This is a genomic window from Polynucleobacter antarcticus (genome assembly GCF_013307245.1).
Classification (GTDB): Bacteria; Pseudomonadota; Gammaproteobacteria; order Burkholderiales; family Burkholderiaceae; genus Polynucleobacter; species Polynucleobacter antarcticus.
Window position 1 is genome coordinate 512,448 of record NZ_CP028941.1, and the last position, 17,129, is coordinate 529,576.

15 protein-coding genes are annotated in these 17,129 nt (G+C 46.5%); 7 read left to right on the forward strand and 8 right to left on the reverse strand.

Annotation, left to right across the window (positions count from 1 at the left end):
- The first annotated feature begins 30 nt into the window (after positions 1 to 30).
- The 3 genes from argH to DCO16_RS02685 are packed head-to-tail and all read left to right on the forward strand — an operon-like array spanning position 31 to position 3,538.
- Positions 31 to 1,449: an argininosuccinate lyase gene (gene argH, locus DCO16_RS02675; protein WP_173942230.1), complete on the forward strand. Its 1,419-nt coding sequence runs from the start codon at positions 31 to 33 to the stop codon at positions 1,447 to 1,449.
- A 5-nt stretch (positions 1,450 to 1,454) separates the two neighbouring features.
- Positions 1,455 to 2,006, forward strand: a complete 552-nt coding sequence (locus DCO16_RS02680) for a TRAP transporter small permease subunit (protein WP_173942231.1) — start codon at positions 1,455 to 1,457, stop codon at positions 2,004 to 2,006.
- On the forward strand, positions 2,003 to 3,538 hold the full coding sequence (locus tag DCO16_RS02685; RefSeq protein WP_173942232.1) for a TRAP transporter large permease: 1,536 nt from the start codon (positions 2,003 to 2,005) through the stop codon (positions 3,536 to 3,538). The genes DCO16_RS02680 and DCO16_RS02685 overlap by 4 nt, the downstream gene beginning before the upstream one ends.
- A gap of 72 nt (positions 3,539 to 3,610) precedes the next feature.
- On the opposite strand, the gene DCO16_RS02690 is transcribed toward DCO16_RS02685, so the two are convergent.
- Genes DCO16_RS02690 through DCO16_RS02700 form a run of 3 tightly spaced genes read right to left on the reverse strand, consistent with a single transcriptional unit; the run spans position 3,611 to position 7,378 of the window.
- Complete coding sequence (locus DCO16_RS02690) at positions 3,611 to 5,881, reverse strand: arginine/lysine/ornithine decarboxylase (RefSeq protein WP_173942233.1); 2,271 nt, start codon at positions 5,879 to 5,881, stop codon at positions 3,611 to 3,613.
- A gap of 40 nt (positions 5,882 to 5,921) precedes the next feature.
- Positions 5,922 to 6,488, reverse strand: coding sequence for a dCTP deaminase (gene dcd, locus DCO16_RS02695; RefSeq protein ID WP_173942234.1), 567 nt, complete (start codon positions 6,486 to 6,488; stop codon positions 5,922 to 5,924).
- Positions 6,489 to 6,529: 41 nt separating this feature from the next.
- Complete coding sequence (locus DCO16_RS02700; RefSeq protein WP_173942235.1) at positions 6,530 to 7,378, reverse strand: formate dehydrogenase accessory sulfurtransferase FdhD; 849 nt, start codon at positions 7,376 to 7,378, stop codon at positions 6,530 to 6,532.
- 125 nt (positions 7,379 to 7,503) lie between these two features.
- On the opposite strand from DCO16_RS02700, the gene metG reads away from it, so the two are divergent.
- From metG to panC, 4 genes are all read left to right on the forward strand, one after another.
- Positions 7,504 to 9,180 (forward strand): methionine--tRNA ligase, encoded by a 1,677-nt coding sequence (gene metG, locus DCO16_RS02705; RefSeq protein ID WP_173942236.1) that lies wholly within the window; start codon positions 7,504 to 7,506, stop codon positions 9,178 to 9,180.
- A 145-nt stretch (positions 9,181 to 9,325) separates the two neighbouring features.
- Positions 9,326 to 9,514 carry a DUF3460 family protein gene (locus DCO16_RS02710; RefSeq protein WP_173942237.1) on the forward strand — a complete coding sequence of 63 codons (189 nt, stop codon included), beginning with the start codon at positions 9,326 to 9,328 and terminating at the stop codon, positions 9,512 to 9,514.
- A complete protein-coding gene (locus tag DCO16_RS02715; protein WP_173942238.1) occupies positions 9,507 to 10,388 on the forward strand; it encodes a segregation and condensation protein A in 882 nt (293 codons plus the stop codon). The genes DCO16_RS02710 and DCO16_RS02715 overlap by 8 nt, the downstream gene beginning before the upstream one ends.
- Entirely contained in the window at positions 10,385 to 11,242 is an 858-nt protein-coding gene (gene panC / locus DCO16_RS02720) for a pantoate--beta-alanine ligase (RefSeq protein WP_173942239.1), read from the forward strand. Before DCO16_RS02715 ends, panC begins: the two co-directional genes overlap by 4 nt.
- Before the next feature lie 27 nt (positions 11,243 to 11,269).
- On the opposite strand, the gene DCO16_RS02725 is transcribed toward panC, so the two are convergent.
- The 5 genes from DCO16_RS02725 to oxc all read right to left on the reverse strand — a co-directional run bounded on the left by DCO16_RS02725 (position 11,270) and on the right by oxc (position 17,100).
- Positions 11,270 to 12,202, reverse strand: coding sequence for a methionyl-tRNA formyltransferase (locus tag DCO16_RS02725; RefSeq protein ID WP_173942240.1), 933 nt, complete (start codon positions 12,200 to 12,202; stop codon positions 11,270 to 11,272).
- 1 nt (position 12,203) lies between these two features.
- Positions 12,204 to 13,451: a formyl-CoA transferase gene (frc, locus tag DCO16_RS02730; RefSeq protein ID WP_173942241.1), complete on the reverse strand. Its 1,248-nt coding sequence runs from the start codon at positions 13,449 to 13,451 to the stop codon at positions 12,204 to 12,206.
- A gap of 128 nt (positions 13,452 to 13,579) precedes the next feature.
- Positions 13,580 to 14,008: a PAS domain-containing protein gene (locus tag DCO16_RS02735; protein ID WP_173942242.1), complete on the reverse strand. Its 429-nt coding sequence runs from the start codon at positions 14,006 to 14,008 to the stop codon at positions 13,580 to 13,582.
- 84 nt (positions 14,009 to 14,092) lie between these two features.
- On the reverse strand, positions 14,093 to 15,343 hold the full coding sequence (gene frc, locus DCO16_RS02740; RefSeq protein WP_173942243.1) for a formyl-CoA transferase: 1,251 nt from the start codon (positions 15,341 to 15,343) through the stop codon (positions 14,093 to 14,095).
- A gap of 53 nt (positions 15,344 to 15,396) precedes the next feature.
- Entirely contained in the window at positions 15,397 to 17,100 is a 1,704-nt protein-coding gene (oxc, locus tag DCO16_RS02745) for an oxalyl-CoA decarboxylase (protein WP_173942244.1), read from the reverse strand.
- Positions 17,101 to 17,129 lie beyond the last annotated feature (29 nt).

Consider the following 17,129-nt stretch of genomic DNA (forward strand, 5'->3'; position numbering starts at 1 on the left):
ATTAAAGACTGACACCAATATACTGCGTTTATGAGCTCATCGAAAAATTCCCTTGCCAACAAAGCCCAAGCTTGGTCGGCCCGCTTTAACGAACCCGTTGACGAACTTGTGCAGCGCTATACAGCCTCAATTGGCTTTGACCAGCGTTTTGCCTTAGTCGACATTGCCGGTTCTTTAGCCCATGCCGAAATGCTGGCAACCCAAAAAATCATTAGCGCCCAGGATTTGACGGATATTCAGATGGGGATGGCGCAAATTAAGGGTGAAATTGAAGCCGGTGAGTTTCGTTGGCAATTGGCTCTTGAGGACGTTCATCTCAATATTGAGGCGCGCCTTACTCAATTAGTGGGAGATGCGGGCAAACGCTTGCACACAGGCCGCTCACGCAATGATCAAGTGGCGACTGATTTACGTCTCTGGTTGCGTGGCAGCGTAGATGAAATCGCTGGCACTCTGAAGTCACTGCGTTCTGCCCTATTAGATCTTGCAGAAAAGCATGCTGCTACCATCATGCCCGGTCACACCCATTTGCAAGTGGCGCAGCCGATTACCTTTGGTCATCATCTGATGGCCTACTATGAAATGTTTAGTCGCGATGCGGATCGTCTAGTAGATTTGCGCGCCCGTTTTAATCGCCTCCCATTAGGTGCTGCAGCCTTAGCTGGTACTACCTACCCGATCGATCGTGAGCAAGTAGTCCGTACTTTAGGCTTTGACGGTATTTGCAATAACTCTTTAGATGCTGTCTCGGATCGGGATTTCGCGATTGAGTTCTGTGCCTTTGCCGCTATTTTGATGATGCATATCTCACGCTTGTCTGAGGAATTAGTGTTGTGGTTGAGCCCCCGCTTTGGGTTCATTGACTTGCCAGACCGTTTTTGCACTGGCAGCTCAATCATGCCGCAGAAAAAAAATCCCGATGTCCCAGAATTAGCACGTGGCAAAACCGGTCGGGTATATGGGGATTTAATTTCTTTATTAACTTTGATGAAGAGCCAACCTTTGGCCTATAACAAAGATAATCAAGAAGACAAAGAACCTTTGTTTGATGCGGTGGATACGGTCCAAGATACCTTGCGTATTTTTGCAGATATGGTGCCCCATATTGAAGTCAAGGCGGATGTGATGAAGGCTGCAGCAGAAGAAGGTTTTGCTACCGCTACCGACTTAGCCGATTATTTGGTTAAAAAAGGGTTGGCGTTCCGAGATGCTCATGAGGCAGTGGCTCATGCTGTAAAAGCCTGCGTTGGTCGCAATTGCATGCTCACAGATCTCAGCCTGTCGGAATTGCGCTTTGCCTGTGGTCTAGATGATCGCCCCGAACTCATGAGTGACGATGTATTTGCCCTTCTGACTGTAGATGGATCTGTGAACTCACGCCAACATGCGGGTGGCACTGCTCCCGCACAAGTACTCGCCGCAATAAAACGGGGTCGCGCAGATCTCTAGATCCAATGGCTTTCTGGGGAACACTCTGCACAGGAATTGATCGCTTAAATCAGCTACTGGGCAAGGCAGCAAGCATCATGATTTTGCTATCCTGCATCGTATCGGCTACCAATGCTTTACTTCGCTATGGTTTAGATATCAGCAATAACTGGCCTCTTGAGTTGCAGTGGTATCTTTTTGGGGCTGCAGTCATGTTGGCTGCCTCTTATACGCTCAAGCGTAATGAGCATGTTCGCGTGGATTTGATCTATTCGCAACTATCGAATCGTGGACGTCTTTATATTGATCTTTTTGGCTTGATATGTTTTCTCATGCCTGCCTGCCTGCTCTTTACTTGGCTCTCTTGGACCAGTTTGTTTTATCCCTCTTGGTTGGTGCTTGAGCACTCTCCTAATGCAGGAGGGTTAGCACGCTATCCCATTAAATTCATTGTCCCGTTTGGATTTTTTATGCTTAGCCTACAAGGGCTTTCTGAAATCATTAAACGTATCGGCATGCTCAAAGGAAATATTCCTTTAGAAGCTGTAGATGTCAGTTATGAAAAGCCGATGCAATGATCCCACTTGAATGGATGCCGCCGCTGATGTTTGGCGGACTCATTGTGTTTATGTTGATAGGCTTTCCGGTGGCTTTTTCTTTAATGGCCGCAGGACTCTTCTTCGCTGGTATCGCAATCAGTGAAAACTTTTTTGGATTCTCATTTTTGCAGGCAATTCCGCAACGAATTTTTGGCGGGGTTCTCGCCAATGACCTACTCTTAGCCATTCCCTTCTTCACCTTTATGGGCGCCATCTTGGAGCGTTGTGGTCTAGCAGAAGAAATGCTGGACTCGATGGGTCAACTATTTGGACGCATTCGGGGTGGGTTGGGTTACTCCGTCATTATTGTGGGCTTCATCCTTGGCGCCATTACCGGCACAGTAGCCGCCCAAGTGATCGCTATGACTATGATTTCCCTACCAGTAATGATGCGTTATGGTTACAACATGCGCTACGCTACGGGCGTTTTAGCGGCTTCCGGGACCATTACTCAGCTCGTCCCTCCGTCCTTAGTTCTGATTGTGTTGGCGGACCAACTCAAGACCCAAAGTGGTAGCGCAGATGTAGGCAGTATGTATCTGGGTGCTTGGGGGCCATCACTACTTCAAATTGGTCTGTTTGCGCTCTATACCTTTTTCTTATCCCGCTTTCGGCCAAGCTACTTACCTGCCGCACCTGAAAATGAACTCACACTCCAGGGTTGGGCACTTCTAAAAAAATGCCTGCTAGGGATCATTCCTTCGGCGGTATTAATTTTCTTAGTACTTGGGACCATCATGACTGGTATCGCCACCCCAACAGAATCTGGAGCGATGGGGGCGATGGGGGCACTGCTCTTAGCCTGGCTCCGTCGTGCTCAGATTCCGAATCTTAAGGGCCTGGTCAAGGAGGCCTATCAAAACACCACACGCATTACGGCCATGGTGGTATTTATTTTGATTGGCTCCACTTGCTTCTCAGTCGTTTTTCAAGGGGTAGATGGCGGGAACTGGGTTGAAGAACTATTTGCCCAGCTACCCGGAGGTTGGGTTGGTTTTTTAATTGTTGTCAATCTCTTGGTATTTTTCTTATCTTTTTTCTTAGACTTTTTTGAAATCGCATTCATTATCGTGCCCCTATTGGCACCGATTGCTGTCAAATTGCTTTCACCCATACTCTTAGATTCTATGAATGGCAATCCACAAGCAGCTGCAAGTGCTGCACTGGTCTGGTTTGGTGTCATGCTGTGCGTAAACATGCAAACCTCTTTTATGCATCCTCCTTTTGGATTTGCCCTCTTTTATCTGCGCAGCGTCGCACCCAAATCAGTTAAGAGTAGTGATATCTACTGGGGTGCCTTACCTTGGGTAGTATTGCAACTCATCATGGTAGGAGTAGTGATTGCTTTTCCAGCGCTCGTGACTACGCTCTTGGATAAACCCGAAGCAATTGTGCAAAGTCAGGAATACAACTTTCTGAGCGACGAAGAATCCAAAACAGATAAGCCAGCGGGTAAGATCGATGAAGATGCGCCGGTGATCTTTCAGCTGGATAAGCCAGTAGCGAAATAGTCTAATTGCACTAATAAGAAGTAAAAAAATACCCCGCTAAGCGAGGTATTTATGAGTAAGTTCTGTGTTTGGTTACTTTAAATTGCTGTCACACTCTTGTCTGACGCAATCAACGTAATACTGGCTACGGCCATCAATATCGGCTTTTACCAACCCATGGATATCAGTTTCAAATCCCGGGAATTGCTCATTGAAGTCACGAGCAAAGTACAAGTAATCGATGATGCGTTTATTAAACCGCTCTCCCGGAATGAGTAATGGAATGCCTGGGGGATATGGGGTGACCAACATCGCTGTGATGCGATCTTGCAATTGATCCAACGGTACACGATCTACCTTTTTATGAGCCATCTCAGCCCAAGCTTCTGAAGGCATCATTGCTGGCACCATATCTGAGGTGTACATCTCGGTAGTCATACGCGCAACATCACGGCCCTTATAAAATTCATGAATTTGCTGACAAATATCTTTAAGGCCAACACGCTCATAGCGGGGATGCTTCGCAACAAACTCAGGCAAAACTTTCCATAGAGGGGCGTTTTTATCAAAGTGATCTTTAAATTGTTGTAGCTCAGTTACCAAGGTATTCCACCGGCCCTTAGTAATACCAATCGTAAACATAATGAAGAAGGAGTACAGACCGCACTTCTCCACAATCACACCATGCTCCGCTAAATATTTAGTCACAATGCTGGCAGGAATACCCATGGAACCAAAGTTACCTTCAACATCCAAACCAGGCGTCACAATGGTGGCCTTAATGGGGTCCAGCATGTTGAAATCTTTTGCTACGTTGCCAAAGTCATGCCAATTAGCATTGGGCTCCAAAATCCAATCAGAGCGTTCACCAATGCCTTCTTCGGCCAGATGGTCTGGGCCCCATACCTTAAACCACCAATCAGCTCCAAATTTTTCATCTACCTCACGCATGGCACGACGAAAATCCATCGCTTCTGCAATTGACTCTTCCACTAGCGTCGTTCCGCCTGGAGACTCCATCATCGCCGCAGACACATCACACGAGGCGATGATGGCATATTGCGGACTAGTAGAGGTATGCATCAAGTAGGCTTCGTTAAAGCAATCCCGATCGAGCTTGGTATCTTCAGCATCCTGCACCAATACTTGCGATGCCTGAGAGAGACCAGCCAACAACTTATGGGTTGATTGGGTCGCGAACATCAAACTCTTTTTAGTGCGTTGTCGATCTGCACCAATGGCATGCATGTCCTTATAAAAAGGATGGAACGCAGCGTGCGGTAACCAAGCCTCATCAAAATGCAAGGAATCGACTTTGCCATCGAGTAGCTCTTTAATCATTTCAACGTTGTAGATGATTCCGTCGTAGGTACTTTGGGTCAGGGTCATGACACGCGGCACAACATTTTTATCCTTGATGAAGGGATTAGCATCAATTTTCTTCTGGATATTTTTCCATTCGAATTCTTCTTTTGGAATTGGACCAATAATGCCAAAGTGGTTCCGGGTTGGCATGAGAAAAATCGGTATCGCGCCCATCATCGTGATCGAGTGAATCACAGACTTATGGCAATTACGGTCTACTACTACTACGTCACCAGGGGCAACTGTCGAGTGCCAAACAATCTTGTTCGAGGTTGAGGTGCCGTTCGTCACAAAAAATAAATGGTCGGCGTTAAAGATGCGAGCAGCATTACGTTCGCTCTGCAATACCGGACCCGTGTGATCTAAGAGCTGGCCTAATTCTTCTACGGCATTGCAGACGTCGGCGCGTAACATGTTCTCACCGAAAAATTGATGGAACATTCGCCCTACTGGGCTCTTCAAGAATGCAACGCCACCGGAATGACCAGGACAGTGCCACGAATAGGAGCCTTCAGAGGCGTAATTCGTTAAAGCACGGAAAAACGGAGGTGCCAGTGAATCAAGATACACCTTCGCTTCGCGAATAATATGGCGTGCAACGAATTCTGGGGTGTCTTCATTCATGTGAATAAAGCCATGCAACTCACGCAAAATATCATTGGGCATATGGCGTGAAGTACGAGTCTCACCATACAAAAAGATAGGGATATCTTCATTACGTTTACGCACTTCAGTAATAAAAGCACGGAGGTTATTTAATGCCGGTAAATCATGGTCTTCCGAATCAGAAATAAATTCCTCATCATCGATCGAGACAATAAAGGAAGATGCTCTTGAGGCTTGCTGAGCAAACGAAGTTAAGTCGCCGTAACTCGTTAGGCCAATGACTTCCATGCCCTCGGTCTCAATTGCTTCCGCTAAGTCACGAATACCCGAGCCTGAAATGTTCTCAGAGCGAAAGTCCTCATCAATAATGATGATTGGGAAGCGAAATTTCATGATTACCCTTTACGGTTGCCAGTAAGGCAATTAAATAGATTTAAGTCTTTGGCAGAGTGACGCCAACTTGACCTTGATACTTGCCACCGCGATCTTTGTATGATGTACCGCAGACTTCATCACTTTCAAAGAACAGTACTTGTGCACATCCCTCATTCGCATAAATCTTGGCAGGCAATGGTGTGGTATTGGAAAACTCTAGAGTGACATAACCCTCCCACTCAGGCTCGAATGGGGTCACGTTCACGATGATGCCGCAACGCGCATACGTACTCTTACCAACGCAAACTGTGAGTACGGTACGAGGGATCTTAAAATACTCGACGGTTCTCGCCAAAGCAAAAGAATTAGGAGGAATGATGCAGACTGGGCCTTTGAAATCAACGAAAGACTGCTCATCGAAATTCTTCGGATCCACAATGGTGCTGTTGATGTTGGTAAAAATCTTAAACTCATCGGCACAACGTATGTCATAGCCATAGCTCGAGGTGCCATAGCTCACAATTTTTTGCCCAGCGGCATCTTGGCGAATCTGCCCAGGCTCAAATGGGCTGATCATGCCTTGTGCGCCCATACGGCGGATCCAGTGGTCTGATTTAATAGTCATGGCGGAATTGTAAAACCATCGCAGGGCCTACGCCCATGAATTTACTGAGGGGCAGCTGCTGGGGTAAAAATGACCCTCTCTGGGGCATTAAAAATCTCAAAATGCTTACCTGAGCATCGCGATAGCAAGGTGAGATTGGTTTTACGAGCCAACTCTAGGCCCATCAATGTCATACCCGAGCGGGTCAAGAGAAAAGGAATGCCCATCTGAGCCCCTTTGATCACCATCTCTGAAGTCAAGCGCCCCGTGGTAAAAAAGATCAGATCTTTGCCGGGCTTATCAGCCAGCCACATCAGACCAGATATAGAGTCAACCGCGTTATGACGCCCGACATCCTCAATAAAATGCAATAGGCTGACTTTGTCATTGCCATCCCGCTCAAACACCGCACAAGCATGCACTGAGCCCGATTTTTTATAAATGGTGTCATGACTGCGAATACTGTCTATCAGGCTGACTATGGCCTCTTGGGTTAACTGTGGCCCCTCTGGCAAACGAATCTGGTCCATCTCCTCAATTAAGCCCCCAAACATCGTGCCTTGACCACATCCTGTTGTCACCACGCGCTTGCTCGTCAAGGCATCGATATCTACCGTATTACGATGGGTCTTCACTGCGGCGGAGTCCGTCTCCCAGTCCACCTGAATACTGGCAATATCGTCTGGCGACTCTACGAGGCGCTGATTGCGCAAATAACCTAGTACCAGAGCCTCAGGGGCGCTTCCTAGCGTCATCAGCGTGACCACCTCACGCTTATTTAAATAGATTGTTAAAGGTCGTTCACCGGGGATGAAGGTAGTTTTTAGGCGTCCCGCTTCGTCCAATACCTCCACCTCGTGCACTAGGGGCACGGATGCATGAGACATTTGAATACTGTGTGACAAGGCCATGAAGCATCTCTTTAATTTGGTTCAAATCGATGTTTACTTTAACCGCAGACTAAAATTGGTGCTCAAATAAAATCCAAGCCCCATAATTCAGCATTCCCATTTATTTTGATTAAAGCCCGCTTTTCATGAGTAGCCCCAAACGCCGCCTCCTAGTAACCTCCGCCTTGCCTTATGCCAATGGCCAGATTCATATTGGTCATCTCGTGGAATATGTCCAGACCGATATTTGGGTACGCTTCCAAAGAATGCGGGGGCATGAAGTGCATTACATGGGTGCTGACGATACGCACGGTACCCCCATCATGCTCCGCGCTGAAAAAGAAGGTATCACCCCTAAAGAATTAATCGCTAATGTTTGGAAAGAGCATAAGCGTGACTTTGATGATTTCTTAATTTCTTTTGATCACTACTACACCACCGATAGCCCAGAGAATGAAACGCTTTCGCAAAGCATTTACCTCAAGTTGCGGGATGCAGGTCTAATTGAAAAGCGTGCTATTGAGCAAGCCTACGATCCCATTAAAGAAATGTTTTTACCAGATCGCTTTATTAAAGGTGAGTGCCCGAAGTGTGGCGCTAAGGATCAGTACGGCGACTCCTGTGAAAAGTGTGGTGCAACCTATTCATCTACTGATCTGAAAAATCCGTTCTCAGTAGTGAGTGGTGCAACTCCGATTAAAAAAGTCTCTGACCATTATTTTTTCAAATTGTCTGATCCTCGTTGTGAAACCTTCTTACGCGATTGGACTCAGGTCAGCACTCCGCTTCAAGCAGAGGCTCGCAATAAAATGAAAGAATGGGTTGGTCAGCCAGGAGATAGCAAGCTAGGTGACTGGGACATCTCACGTGATGCCCCCTACTTTGGCTTTGAGATCCCGGATGCGCCGGGCAAGTACTTCTATGTCTGGCTCGATGCCCCGATTGGTTATTACGCTAGCTTTCTGAACTATTGCCAGAGTAAAGGCCTGAACTTTGAGGAATGGGTTAGGCCAGATACGACTACTGAGCAGTATCACTTTATTGGTAAAGACATTTTGTATTTTCATACGCTTTTTTGGCCAGCCACTTTGCACTTTGCTGGCTATCGCACCCCTACGAATGTATTTGCCCATGGTTTCTTGACGGTCGATGGTGAGAAGATGAGTAAATCGCGAGGCACTCTCATTTCTGCGCATAGTGTCATCCAGTCTGGATTCAACCCCGAGTGGTTCCGCTATTACTTCGCTACCAAATTAAATGCCAGTATGGAAGATTTAGATCTCAATCTGCATGATTTTGTAGCGAGAGTAAATAGTGATCTTCTGGGGAAGTACATCAACATTGCCAGTCGTAGCGCTGGATTTTTAGTAAAACGTTTTGGTGGCGTGGTGTCTGATACAGCCATGAACCATTCACTATTGGCAGAAATTACCGCTGCAAGCGACCCTATTGCCGAACTGTATGAAGCACGTGAATACGCTAAAGCCTTACGTACCGTGATGGAGCTGGCTGATAAGGTCAATGCCTTTGTAGATGAAAACAAGCCTTGGGAAATTGCCAAGGATCCGACCCGTGAAGATCAACTCCAAAACGTTTGTAGCGTGACCTTGGAAGCATTTCGCCTACTGAGCCTCTATCTCAAACCTGTCTTGCCTCAAGTTGCTGCTGGAGTAGAGGACTTTCTCTCACTATCGCCAATGGCTTGGAATGACGTTAAAACGCCTCTTTCTAGCCAAACCCCAATCAAGGCATACAAGCACCTCATGACTCGAGTAGAAGCCCCTCAAATCGATGCTTTATTGGCGGCTAACCTCTCAGGATGAGCTCCGCTGAGGCTGATTTCTAGGAATAAGCCAAAAAGTTGATAGGTCTGTAGGAAAAATCGTTAATAATGATGGGCTAGACACTTCGGTGCTAGCCCTTTATTTTTGCAAGCTATTGAATTAATTCAGTATTTTAGGAAACATCATGGCAAGGTATCAGTCCGAATTTACCCAGTTCTTAAATGAGCTGAAAACCGAGCAGCCCGATCTGGAGGCTGGTCAACAAGCAGGACGTGCACTCCTCTGGGATAAGCAGCCCTTAAGCGTTGAAGATCAGCGCCGTGCAAAAGAGGCGAGGTTAAAACAACGTCCTTACGTCTATTCAAATGACTGATCCTCGTACCGAGCCAAATGCCCAAGTCCAAGCGATAGGGGATTTACTCGATAGCACCCCAGCGGTCACGGATGGCATGTCTGCCGCCTTTGCCAAGTTATATGGCGAGCCGCTATTCAAGCTCCCCAACGACCTTTACATTCCGCCTGATGCACTTGAGATTTTTCTCGAGGCATTTGAAGGTCCTCTAGATTTATTGCTGTACCTCATTCGCAAGCAAAATTTCAATGTACTTGATATTCCCATGGCTCAGGTTACCCAACAGTACCTCAGTTATATCGATCAAATTCGTCATCACAACCTCGAGCTTGCAGCCGAATATCTTTTAATGGCAGCCATGCTGATTGAAATTAAATCCCGCATGCTCTTGCCGATGAAAAAGGCAGATAGTGATGAAGAAGTTGAAGATCCTCGCGCAGAACTCGTGCGTCGCCTCTTAGAGTACGAACGTATGAAGTTGGCAGCACAAGAGTTAGATCAAATTCCACAACAAGGTCGTGACTTTCAGATTGCACATGGGCATATTGATACCACCGTTGCTGTTACTTGGCCGGAAGTCAATCTGGATGATTTACAAATGGCTTGGCGTGATGTTCTGCATCGTGCAAAACTCAATCAGCACCACACCATTACCCGTGAAGAATTATCCGTGCGTGATTTTATGACGCGCATCCTGCGTCGTCTGCAAAACACGCGCTTTGTCGAATTCGGGGAATTATTTGAAGAGGCCATTAAATCTGGCAAGGGTATTTCAGTAGTTATCGTGAACTTCATTGCGATGCTTGAGCTTTCTCGTGAAGCCTTAATAGAAATTACTCAGGCAGAACCTTATGCACCGATTTATGTGCGCCTCGCCTATACCCCTGTTGCATGAAGATCATCAGTGACATTCAAGAGCTACGCGATCATCTACGCGGACAAAATCGCGCGTCCTTTGTGCCGACGATGGGTAACCTGCACGAGGGCCACCTCTCGCTCATGCGCTTAGCCAGGCAGCATGGGGACCCTGTGGTAGCCAGCATTTTTGTGAACCGACTGCAATTTGGCCCCAATGAGGATTTCGATAGCTACCCACGCACGATGCAGGCAGATATTGATAAATTAGAAAAAGAAGGTGTCTACATTTTATTTGCGCCTACAGAGCGTGAGTTATATCCACAGCCGCAGGAATACCGCGTAGATCCACCGCAACAATTGGGCGATATTCTTGAAGGAGAATTTCGTCCTGGTTTTTTTAAGGGAGTCTGTACTGTAGTCCTTAAACTCATCTCGTGTGTTCAACCTAAGGTAGCGGTATTTGGCAAAAAAGATTACCAGCAGCTCATGATCATTCGCCAAATGGCAAAGCAATTTGCCTTGCCTGTTGATATCATTCCAGCAGAGACCATCCGCGCTGAAGATGGCCTTGCCCTCTCTTCACGAAACGGTTATCTCTCCATCACAGAGCGCGCTGAAGCACCGACTTTGCAACGTACGCTACAAGAAGTCCGCGAACAGGTGTTGGACTTAGGCCCCAATAAGATGAATATGTCTGCACTGGACGCTATTGAGAAAAAAGCATTAAGTGAGCTGACTCAACGTGGCTGGCAGCCAGATTACATTACGATTCGTCGGCAGGCAGACTTAGTACCCGCTTCCGATGAAAATCTTCAGGCTGGTGAGTCCTTGGTGATTTTGACAGCAGCCAAGCTGGGCAAGACCCGCTTGATTGATAATCTCGAAATCTAGAAACGTGAATGTGACGTTACAGTGGATTTATAGCGTCAGAAATTGACCTACTTGTAAGTTCAACTCTTTAGCCAATTGGGCACCACTGACTTTTCCGTTAGCGCCCTTTGCCTTCAAGACTTCTATCTGCCCACCATGGCAGGCAACAAACACTGAATCTAGAGTAATTTGGGTGATTTCACCTGGCTTACCTTTGACGGATCCGAAGGTAGCAGCAATATGCTTATGAGCATCATAAATCTGCACCTTTTGTTCGCCACACATAGTCCATGCACCAGGTGCAGGATTGCAAGCGCGAATGAGGTTGTAGATTTGATTAATGTGACTTGACCAATGAATGCGCGCAGCATTCGCATCAAACCAACCTTCGTAATTTGCTTGTGACTCGTCCTGAACAATCTCTTGATGTTGATTGGCTACCACTAAATCTGCCGCTTCCAACAGAGCTTTTACACCGAGGGGAAATAAAGCATCAAAGTAGACTGTACCTAAGGTATCGTCCGGCCCAATCGGCACTTCTTTTTGCAAAATAATTTCGCCTTCATCCAAACCATCTGAGGGTCGGAAGATCGTCAAGCCGGTCTTTTCTTCACCTAGAGCAATCGCCCAATTAATAGCGCTGGGGCCTCGGTACTTAGGGAGCAAAGAAGGATGGTATTGAATAGTGCCATGCTGCGGTAGCTTAGCTAACTCTTGCGGAACAAACTGTAGGACATAAGCCATCACACATATATCCGCTTTACTCTCGATCATCGCCTGTGCTGCTTCAGGACTCTTTAAAGAGGCGAACTGCAAAGGAGTTAAGCCTCTAGCCATCGCCGCCTCTTTCAGGGCTTCAGGTTTAGTTGACTTTGGATTATCTGGTGGACAAAACACGGCAACCACCTCATCACCACGATCTAAAAAAGCATCTAATGCCGCTTTACCAAAATCCGCACTCCCAATCAAGGCGATTCGCATCTTAGATCACCTTATCGTGGCGTAAGGAAATAAGTTCATCAGTCGTAAAACCAAGCTCACTGAGAATTTCATCGGTATGCTCACCTAGAAGGGGTGAACGCTCTACATCCGTAGGGCTATCAGATAGTTTGATAGGATTTCCGACAGTGAGATATTTTCCACGAATAGGATGGTCTACTTCCACTACAGTACCTGTTGCACGCAATGAGGGCTCTTCAGCAATTTCCTTCATCGACAGAATGGGTCCACAAGGAATGTCGTATTTATTTAAGGTGTCCATGACCTCAAACTTCGATAAGGTCGAAGTCCATTTCTCAATCTCTGCAAAGATTTCCATGAGACGCGGTAAGCGAGCCATAGCGGAGGCATAATCCGGATCCGTGATCCAATCTTCACGACCAATTACTTTACAGATCGCCTCCCATACGGGAGCTTGAACAACCACATAAATATAGGAATTTGGGTCTGTTTCCCAGCCCTTACACTTTAAAATCCAACCTGGCTGACCGCCACCAGAAGCATTACCAGCGCGGGGCACTGAGTCGCCAAAGGTGCCATTGGGATATTGTGGGTACTCTTGCATCGTGCCATTACGCTCTAAACGCTGTTGATCACGCAACTTCACGCGACACAAGTTGAGTACCGCATCCTGCATAGCGGCCAATACTTTTTGACCACGACCAGAGTGAGTGCGTTGATACAAAGCAGTCACAATTCCTAAAGCTAAATGCAAACCGGTACCACTGTCGCCAATTTGGGCGCCCGTCACCATAGGAGGGCCATCATCAAAACCTGTTGTGGAGGCAGAGCCACCAGCACACTGCGCAACGTTCTCATAGACCTTACAGTCTTCGTATGGACCAGGACCAAAGCCTTTAACAGAAGCCATGATCATCATGGGATTGAGCTCCTGAATACGCTCCCAAGTAAAACCCATGCGATCTAATGCGCCGGGAGCAAAGTTCTCTACCAATACATCGCACTCTTTAATTAGGCGCTCTAAAATTTCTTTACCGCGAGGCGTTTTGGTATTCACAGTAATTGAACGTTTGTTATGGTTCAACATCGTGAAATACAAACTATCGGCATCAGGTATATCTCTCAATTGACCCCGTGTTGCATCCCCCTCACCTGATTTCTCAACCTTGATGACATCAGCACCAAACCAAGCAAGTAATTGAGTACATGTTGGGCCGGATTGAACATGCGTAAAGTCGAGAATTTTTACACCGTCTAATGCTTTTGCCATGATGAAAGTCCTGATAGAAATGAAATTTTAAGTAGTAAAGATTCTACCAGCGAGAAATAAGGGCGCAAGAGAGCATGCCTATTTTTTGGGCATATCTGCCTCTACTGACTCAAATTTGCTATTTCAATTTAGGATTTGGGATTTTCATAATCTGCCAAGCGCTTCTTTAAAGCCTTCTCCAGCGCAAAACGCTCCGTTTCATCCCGAATGATAGCTGCTACTCCGCAAGCCTGATGTTGATCATCAAATAGCATTCCGACTGTAAAAGCAATCGATAGCGTATGGCCATCTTTATGCTTTGCAGGCACTTTCAATACGGAACTGCCATAACGCGTAGTTCCTGTTTCCATGGACTTGCTAAAACCGTGTTGATGGGCTTTCAGTTGCCGCTCAGGAGTAATTAAGGCCAAAGTCTGTCCAAGCGCCTCTTCTTCTGAGTACCCAAAAATCCGCGTGGCTGCAGTATTCCAAAGAACAATTTTTTCATGCGCGTCGGCAACAATCATGGCATCACCAACACAATCAAGTAATTTAAATAAATCTATATTTGTTTTCATGTGGGGTGTCTCAAGACTTTTACTAATTACTGGGGATAAAAAAACGCTCACAAGGAGCGCTTTTAAAAACTGCAATGTAACCCATTACACCGCTTTTGCAGCGTGCAGCTTAGTAATGTCATCTGCACTATAGCCAAGATCGGCCAACACTTCATCAGTGTGCTCACCGAGTACAGGTGATGGCTTTACTTCGATCTCTAGGTCAGAGAACTTAATAGGACTGCCGATTGTCAAATACTTACCACGTACTTTGTGGTCAACTTCAACAATAGAGCCGCTCTTACGCAGATCAGGTGATTCAGCTAGCTCTTTCATGGAGAGCACTGGGGCACAAGGAATATCAAACTTGCGGAGAATATCCACAGCTTCATACTTAGTCTTGTCCTTCAACCACTCTTCAATAGTTGCGAAGATATCAAAAATCTTATCTTGACGCGCTTCCGCTGTCATATACGCTGGATCTGTTGCCCACTCTGGACGACCCAAAGCCTCAGTAATAGGCTTCCAAGCATGGCCTTGAATAGTGAAGTAGATATAGGCATTTGGATCCGTTTCCCAGCCCTTACACTTTAATACCCAGCCTGGCTGACCGCCACCGCCTGCGTTACCGCCGCGTGGAACAACGTCAGAGAATGTACCGTGTGGGTACTGTGGGTACTCTTCAAGGTAACCAATTTTGTCTAAGCGCTGTTGATCACGCAACTTCACACGGCACAGGTTCAATACGGCATCTTGCATAGAGCAAGATACTTTTTGACCCTTGCCAGTTTTTTGACGCTGCATCAATGCAGTCAAAATACCAATCGCCAAGTGCATACCCGTATTACTATCTCCCAGTGCAGCAGCAGAAACAGTAGGAGGACCATCCCAGAAACCAGTAGTAGAAGCAGCGCCGCCAGCACACTGCGCAACGTTCTCATACACTTTTAAGTCTTCATATGAGTGGCCATCGCTAAAGCCTTTTACGGAAGCCATAATCATTTTTGGATTCAATTCTTGAATGCGTGCCCAGCTAAAACCCATACGGTCTAAGGCACCAGGGCCAAAGTTCTCAACCATCACATCAGAAGTCTTAATCATCTTCTCTAATACTTCTTTACCTTCAGCAGTCTTCGTATCTAAAGTCAAAGAACGCTTGTTACCGTTGAGCATTGTGAAATACAAAGCATCAACATCTGGGATGTCGCGTAACTGGCTACGGGTGACGTCACCAGAACCTGGACGCTCTACTTTAATCACATCAGCGCCATACCAAGCTAATAACTGAGTACATGCAGGACCTGCTTGTACGTGTGTGAAATCGATGATGCGAATACCGTCTAATGGTTTAGTCATGTTTGATTCTCCTTAAAGTATTACTTGTGTATTTATTGTGAGTTAACTGTGAGTTATTTATTAGCAGTCGATGGGTTTAAGTTAGTTAAACGGCCACTTTCTGTACCAGCTGTTTCATCAATTACTGCATTAATCAGAGCTGGCTTGCCTTCAGCAAGAGCCTTGGTGAGTGCCGCTTCCAATTCTGCTGGCGTAGTGACGTAATAACCAACACCACCAAATGCTTCAATCATCTTGTCGTAACGCGCGTTCTTCACAAACACTGTTGGCGCAACATCAGCTCCGCCTGTTGGATTGACATCAGTACCCCGATACACGCCATTATTGTTAAATACCACAGTGGTGATCGGCAAGTTGTAACGGCAGATCGTCTCTAATTCCATACCGCTAAAACCAAATGCACTGTCGCCCTCAACTGCAATGGTTGGCAAACCACTCGTCACTGAAGCACCAATCGCATAGCCCATACCAATACCCATAATGCCCCATGTTCCAGAGTCAAAACGTTTACGTGGTTTGTACATATTTACGATAGCGCGGCAATAATCGAGCGTATTCGCTCCTTCGTTCACCAAGTTCACATCTGGGTTGAGCCTAATCACCTCACGAATGACGCGCAAAGCGCCATGGAAGTTCATGGGTGACGCTTCTTTGGCAAGCGTTTCTGCCATTTTCGCTATGTTCTTGACCTTTTTGTCGTCAATCGCTTTGATCCACTCGGCACTTGGCTTAGGAACTGCTGCGATACCCTTCAAGAGCTCACCAACACAAGAACCAATATCGCCGATTAAAGGCGCATCAATTTGCACGTTGCTATCGACTTCGTTTGCCTGAATATCAATCTGAATAAATTTCTTCGGATCTTTGCCCCAGGTCTTACCTTTACCATGGGCTAGCAACCAGTTCAAACGCGCACCGATCAACATTACCGCATCCGCCTCAGCCAACACAAATGCACGTGCTGCAGAAGCAGATTGTGGGTGGATATCTGGCAACAGGCCTTTAGCCATCGACATCGGCAAATAAGGGATGCCAGATTTTTCAATCAACGCACGTATATCTTCATCTGCTTGGGCATACGCAGCGCCCTTACCCAACAAGATCAATGGGCGCTTAGCACCTTTCAATACATTGAGGGCACGCTCAACCGCATCTGCTGCGGGGATTTGACGGGGTACTGGATCAATGACTTTAAAGATCGATTTTTTAGCCTCTTCAACTGGCATGGTCTGACTCAACAGCTGAGCAGGTAAATCTAAATACACACCACCTGGACGACCGGAGACTGCTGCACGAATAGCGCGCGCAAAACCAATGCCGATATCTTCAATATGGTTAATACGATAGGCAGCTTTACAGTAAGGCTTGGCAGCATTGAGCTGATCCATTTCCTCATAGTCGCCCTGCTGTAAGTCAACGATTTCACGCTCACTCGAACCGCTAATTAGAATCATCGGGAAACAGTTCACAGTTGCATTAGCAAGCGCTGTCAGGCCATTCAAGAAACCTGGTGCTGAAACTGTCATACAAATGCCTGGCTTTTGGGTCATAAAGCCCGCAATGGCTGCTGCATTACCTGCATGTTGCTCATGTCGGAATCCAATAAAACGAATTCCTTCAGCTTGGGCCAAACGACATAAGTCGGTAATAGGAATACCAACAAGACCAAAGATAGTGTCTAAATCATTTGCTTTTAAAGCATCAATGACGAGATGGAAGCCATCAGTTACTTGGGTATTTTGATTATCTGTTGTCATAGAATATTGAGTTAATTACGCCACCGAAC

Bases quoted from the DNA above. Each gene is read 5' to 3' on its own strand.
- argH (WP_173942230.1), top strand. From the start codon at position 31: ATGAGCTCATCGAAAAATTCCCTTGCCAACAAAGCCCAAGCTTGGTCG.
- DCO16_RS02680 (WP_173942231.1), top strand. From the start codon at position 1,455: ATGGCTTTCTGGGGAACACTCTGCACAGGAATTGATCGCTTAAATCAG.
- DCO16_RS02685 (WP_173942232.1), top strand. From the start codon at position 2,003: ATGATCCCACTTGAATGGATGCCGCCGCTGATGTTTGGCGGACTCATT.
- DCO16_RS02690 (WP_173942233.1), bottom strand. From the start codon at position 5,881: ATGAAATTTCGCTTCCCAATCATCATTATTGATGAGGACTTTCGCTCT.
- dcd (WP_173942234.1), bottom strand. From the start codon at position 6,488: ATGACTATTAAATCAGACCACTGGATCCGCCGTATGGGCGCACAAGGC.
- DCO16_RS02700 (WP_173942235.1), bottom strand. From the start codon at position 7,378: ATGGCCTTGTCACACAGTATTCAAATGTCTCATGCATCCGTGCCCCTA.
- metG (WP_173942236.1), top strand. From the start codon at position 7,504: ATGAGTAGCCCCAAACGCCGCCTCCTAGTAACCTCCGCCTTGCCTTAT.
- DCO16_RS02710 (WP_173942237.1), top strand. From the start codon at position 9,326: ATGGCAAGGTATCAGTCCGAATTTACCCAGTTCTTAAATGAGCTGAAA.
- DCO16_RS02715 (WP_173942238.1), top strand. From the start codon at position 9,507: ATGACTGATCCTCGTACCGAGCCAAATGCCCAAGTCCAAGCGATAGGG.
- panC (WP_173942239.1), top strand. From the start codon at position 10,385: ATGAAGATCATCAGTGACATTCAAGAGCTACGCGATCATCTACGCGGA.
- DCO16_RS02725 (WP_173942240.1), bottom strand. From the start codon at position 12,202: ATGCGAATCGCCTTGATTGGGAGTGCGGATTTTGGTAAAGCGGCATTA.
- frc (WP_173942241.1), bottom strand. From the start codon at position 13,451: ATGGCAAAAGCATTAGACGGTGTAAAAATTCTCGACTTTACGCATGTT.
- DCO16_RS02735 (WP_173942242.1), bottom strand. From the start codon at position 14,008: ATGAAAACAAATATAGATTTATTTAAATTACTTGATTGTGTTGGTGAT.
- frc (WP_173942243.1), bottom strand. From the start codon at position 15,343: ATGACTAAACCATTAGACGGTATTCGCATCATCGATTTCACACACGTA.
- oxc (WP_173942244.1), bottom strand. From the start codon at position 17,100: ATGACAACAGATAATCAAAATACCCAAGTAACTGATGGCTTCCATCTC.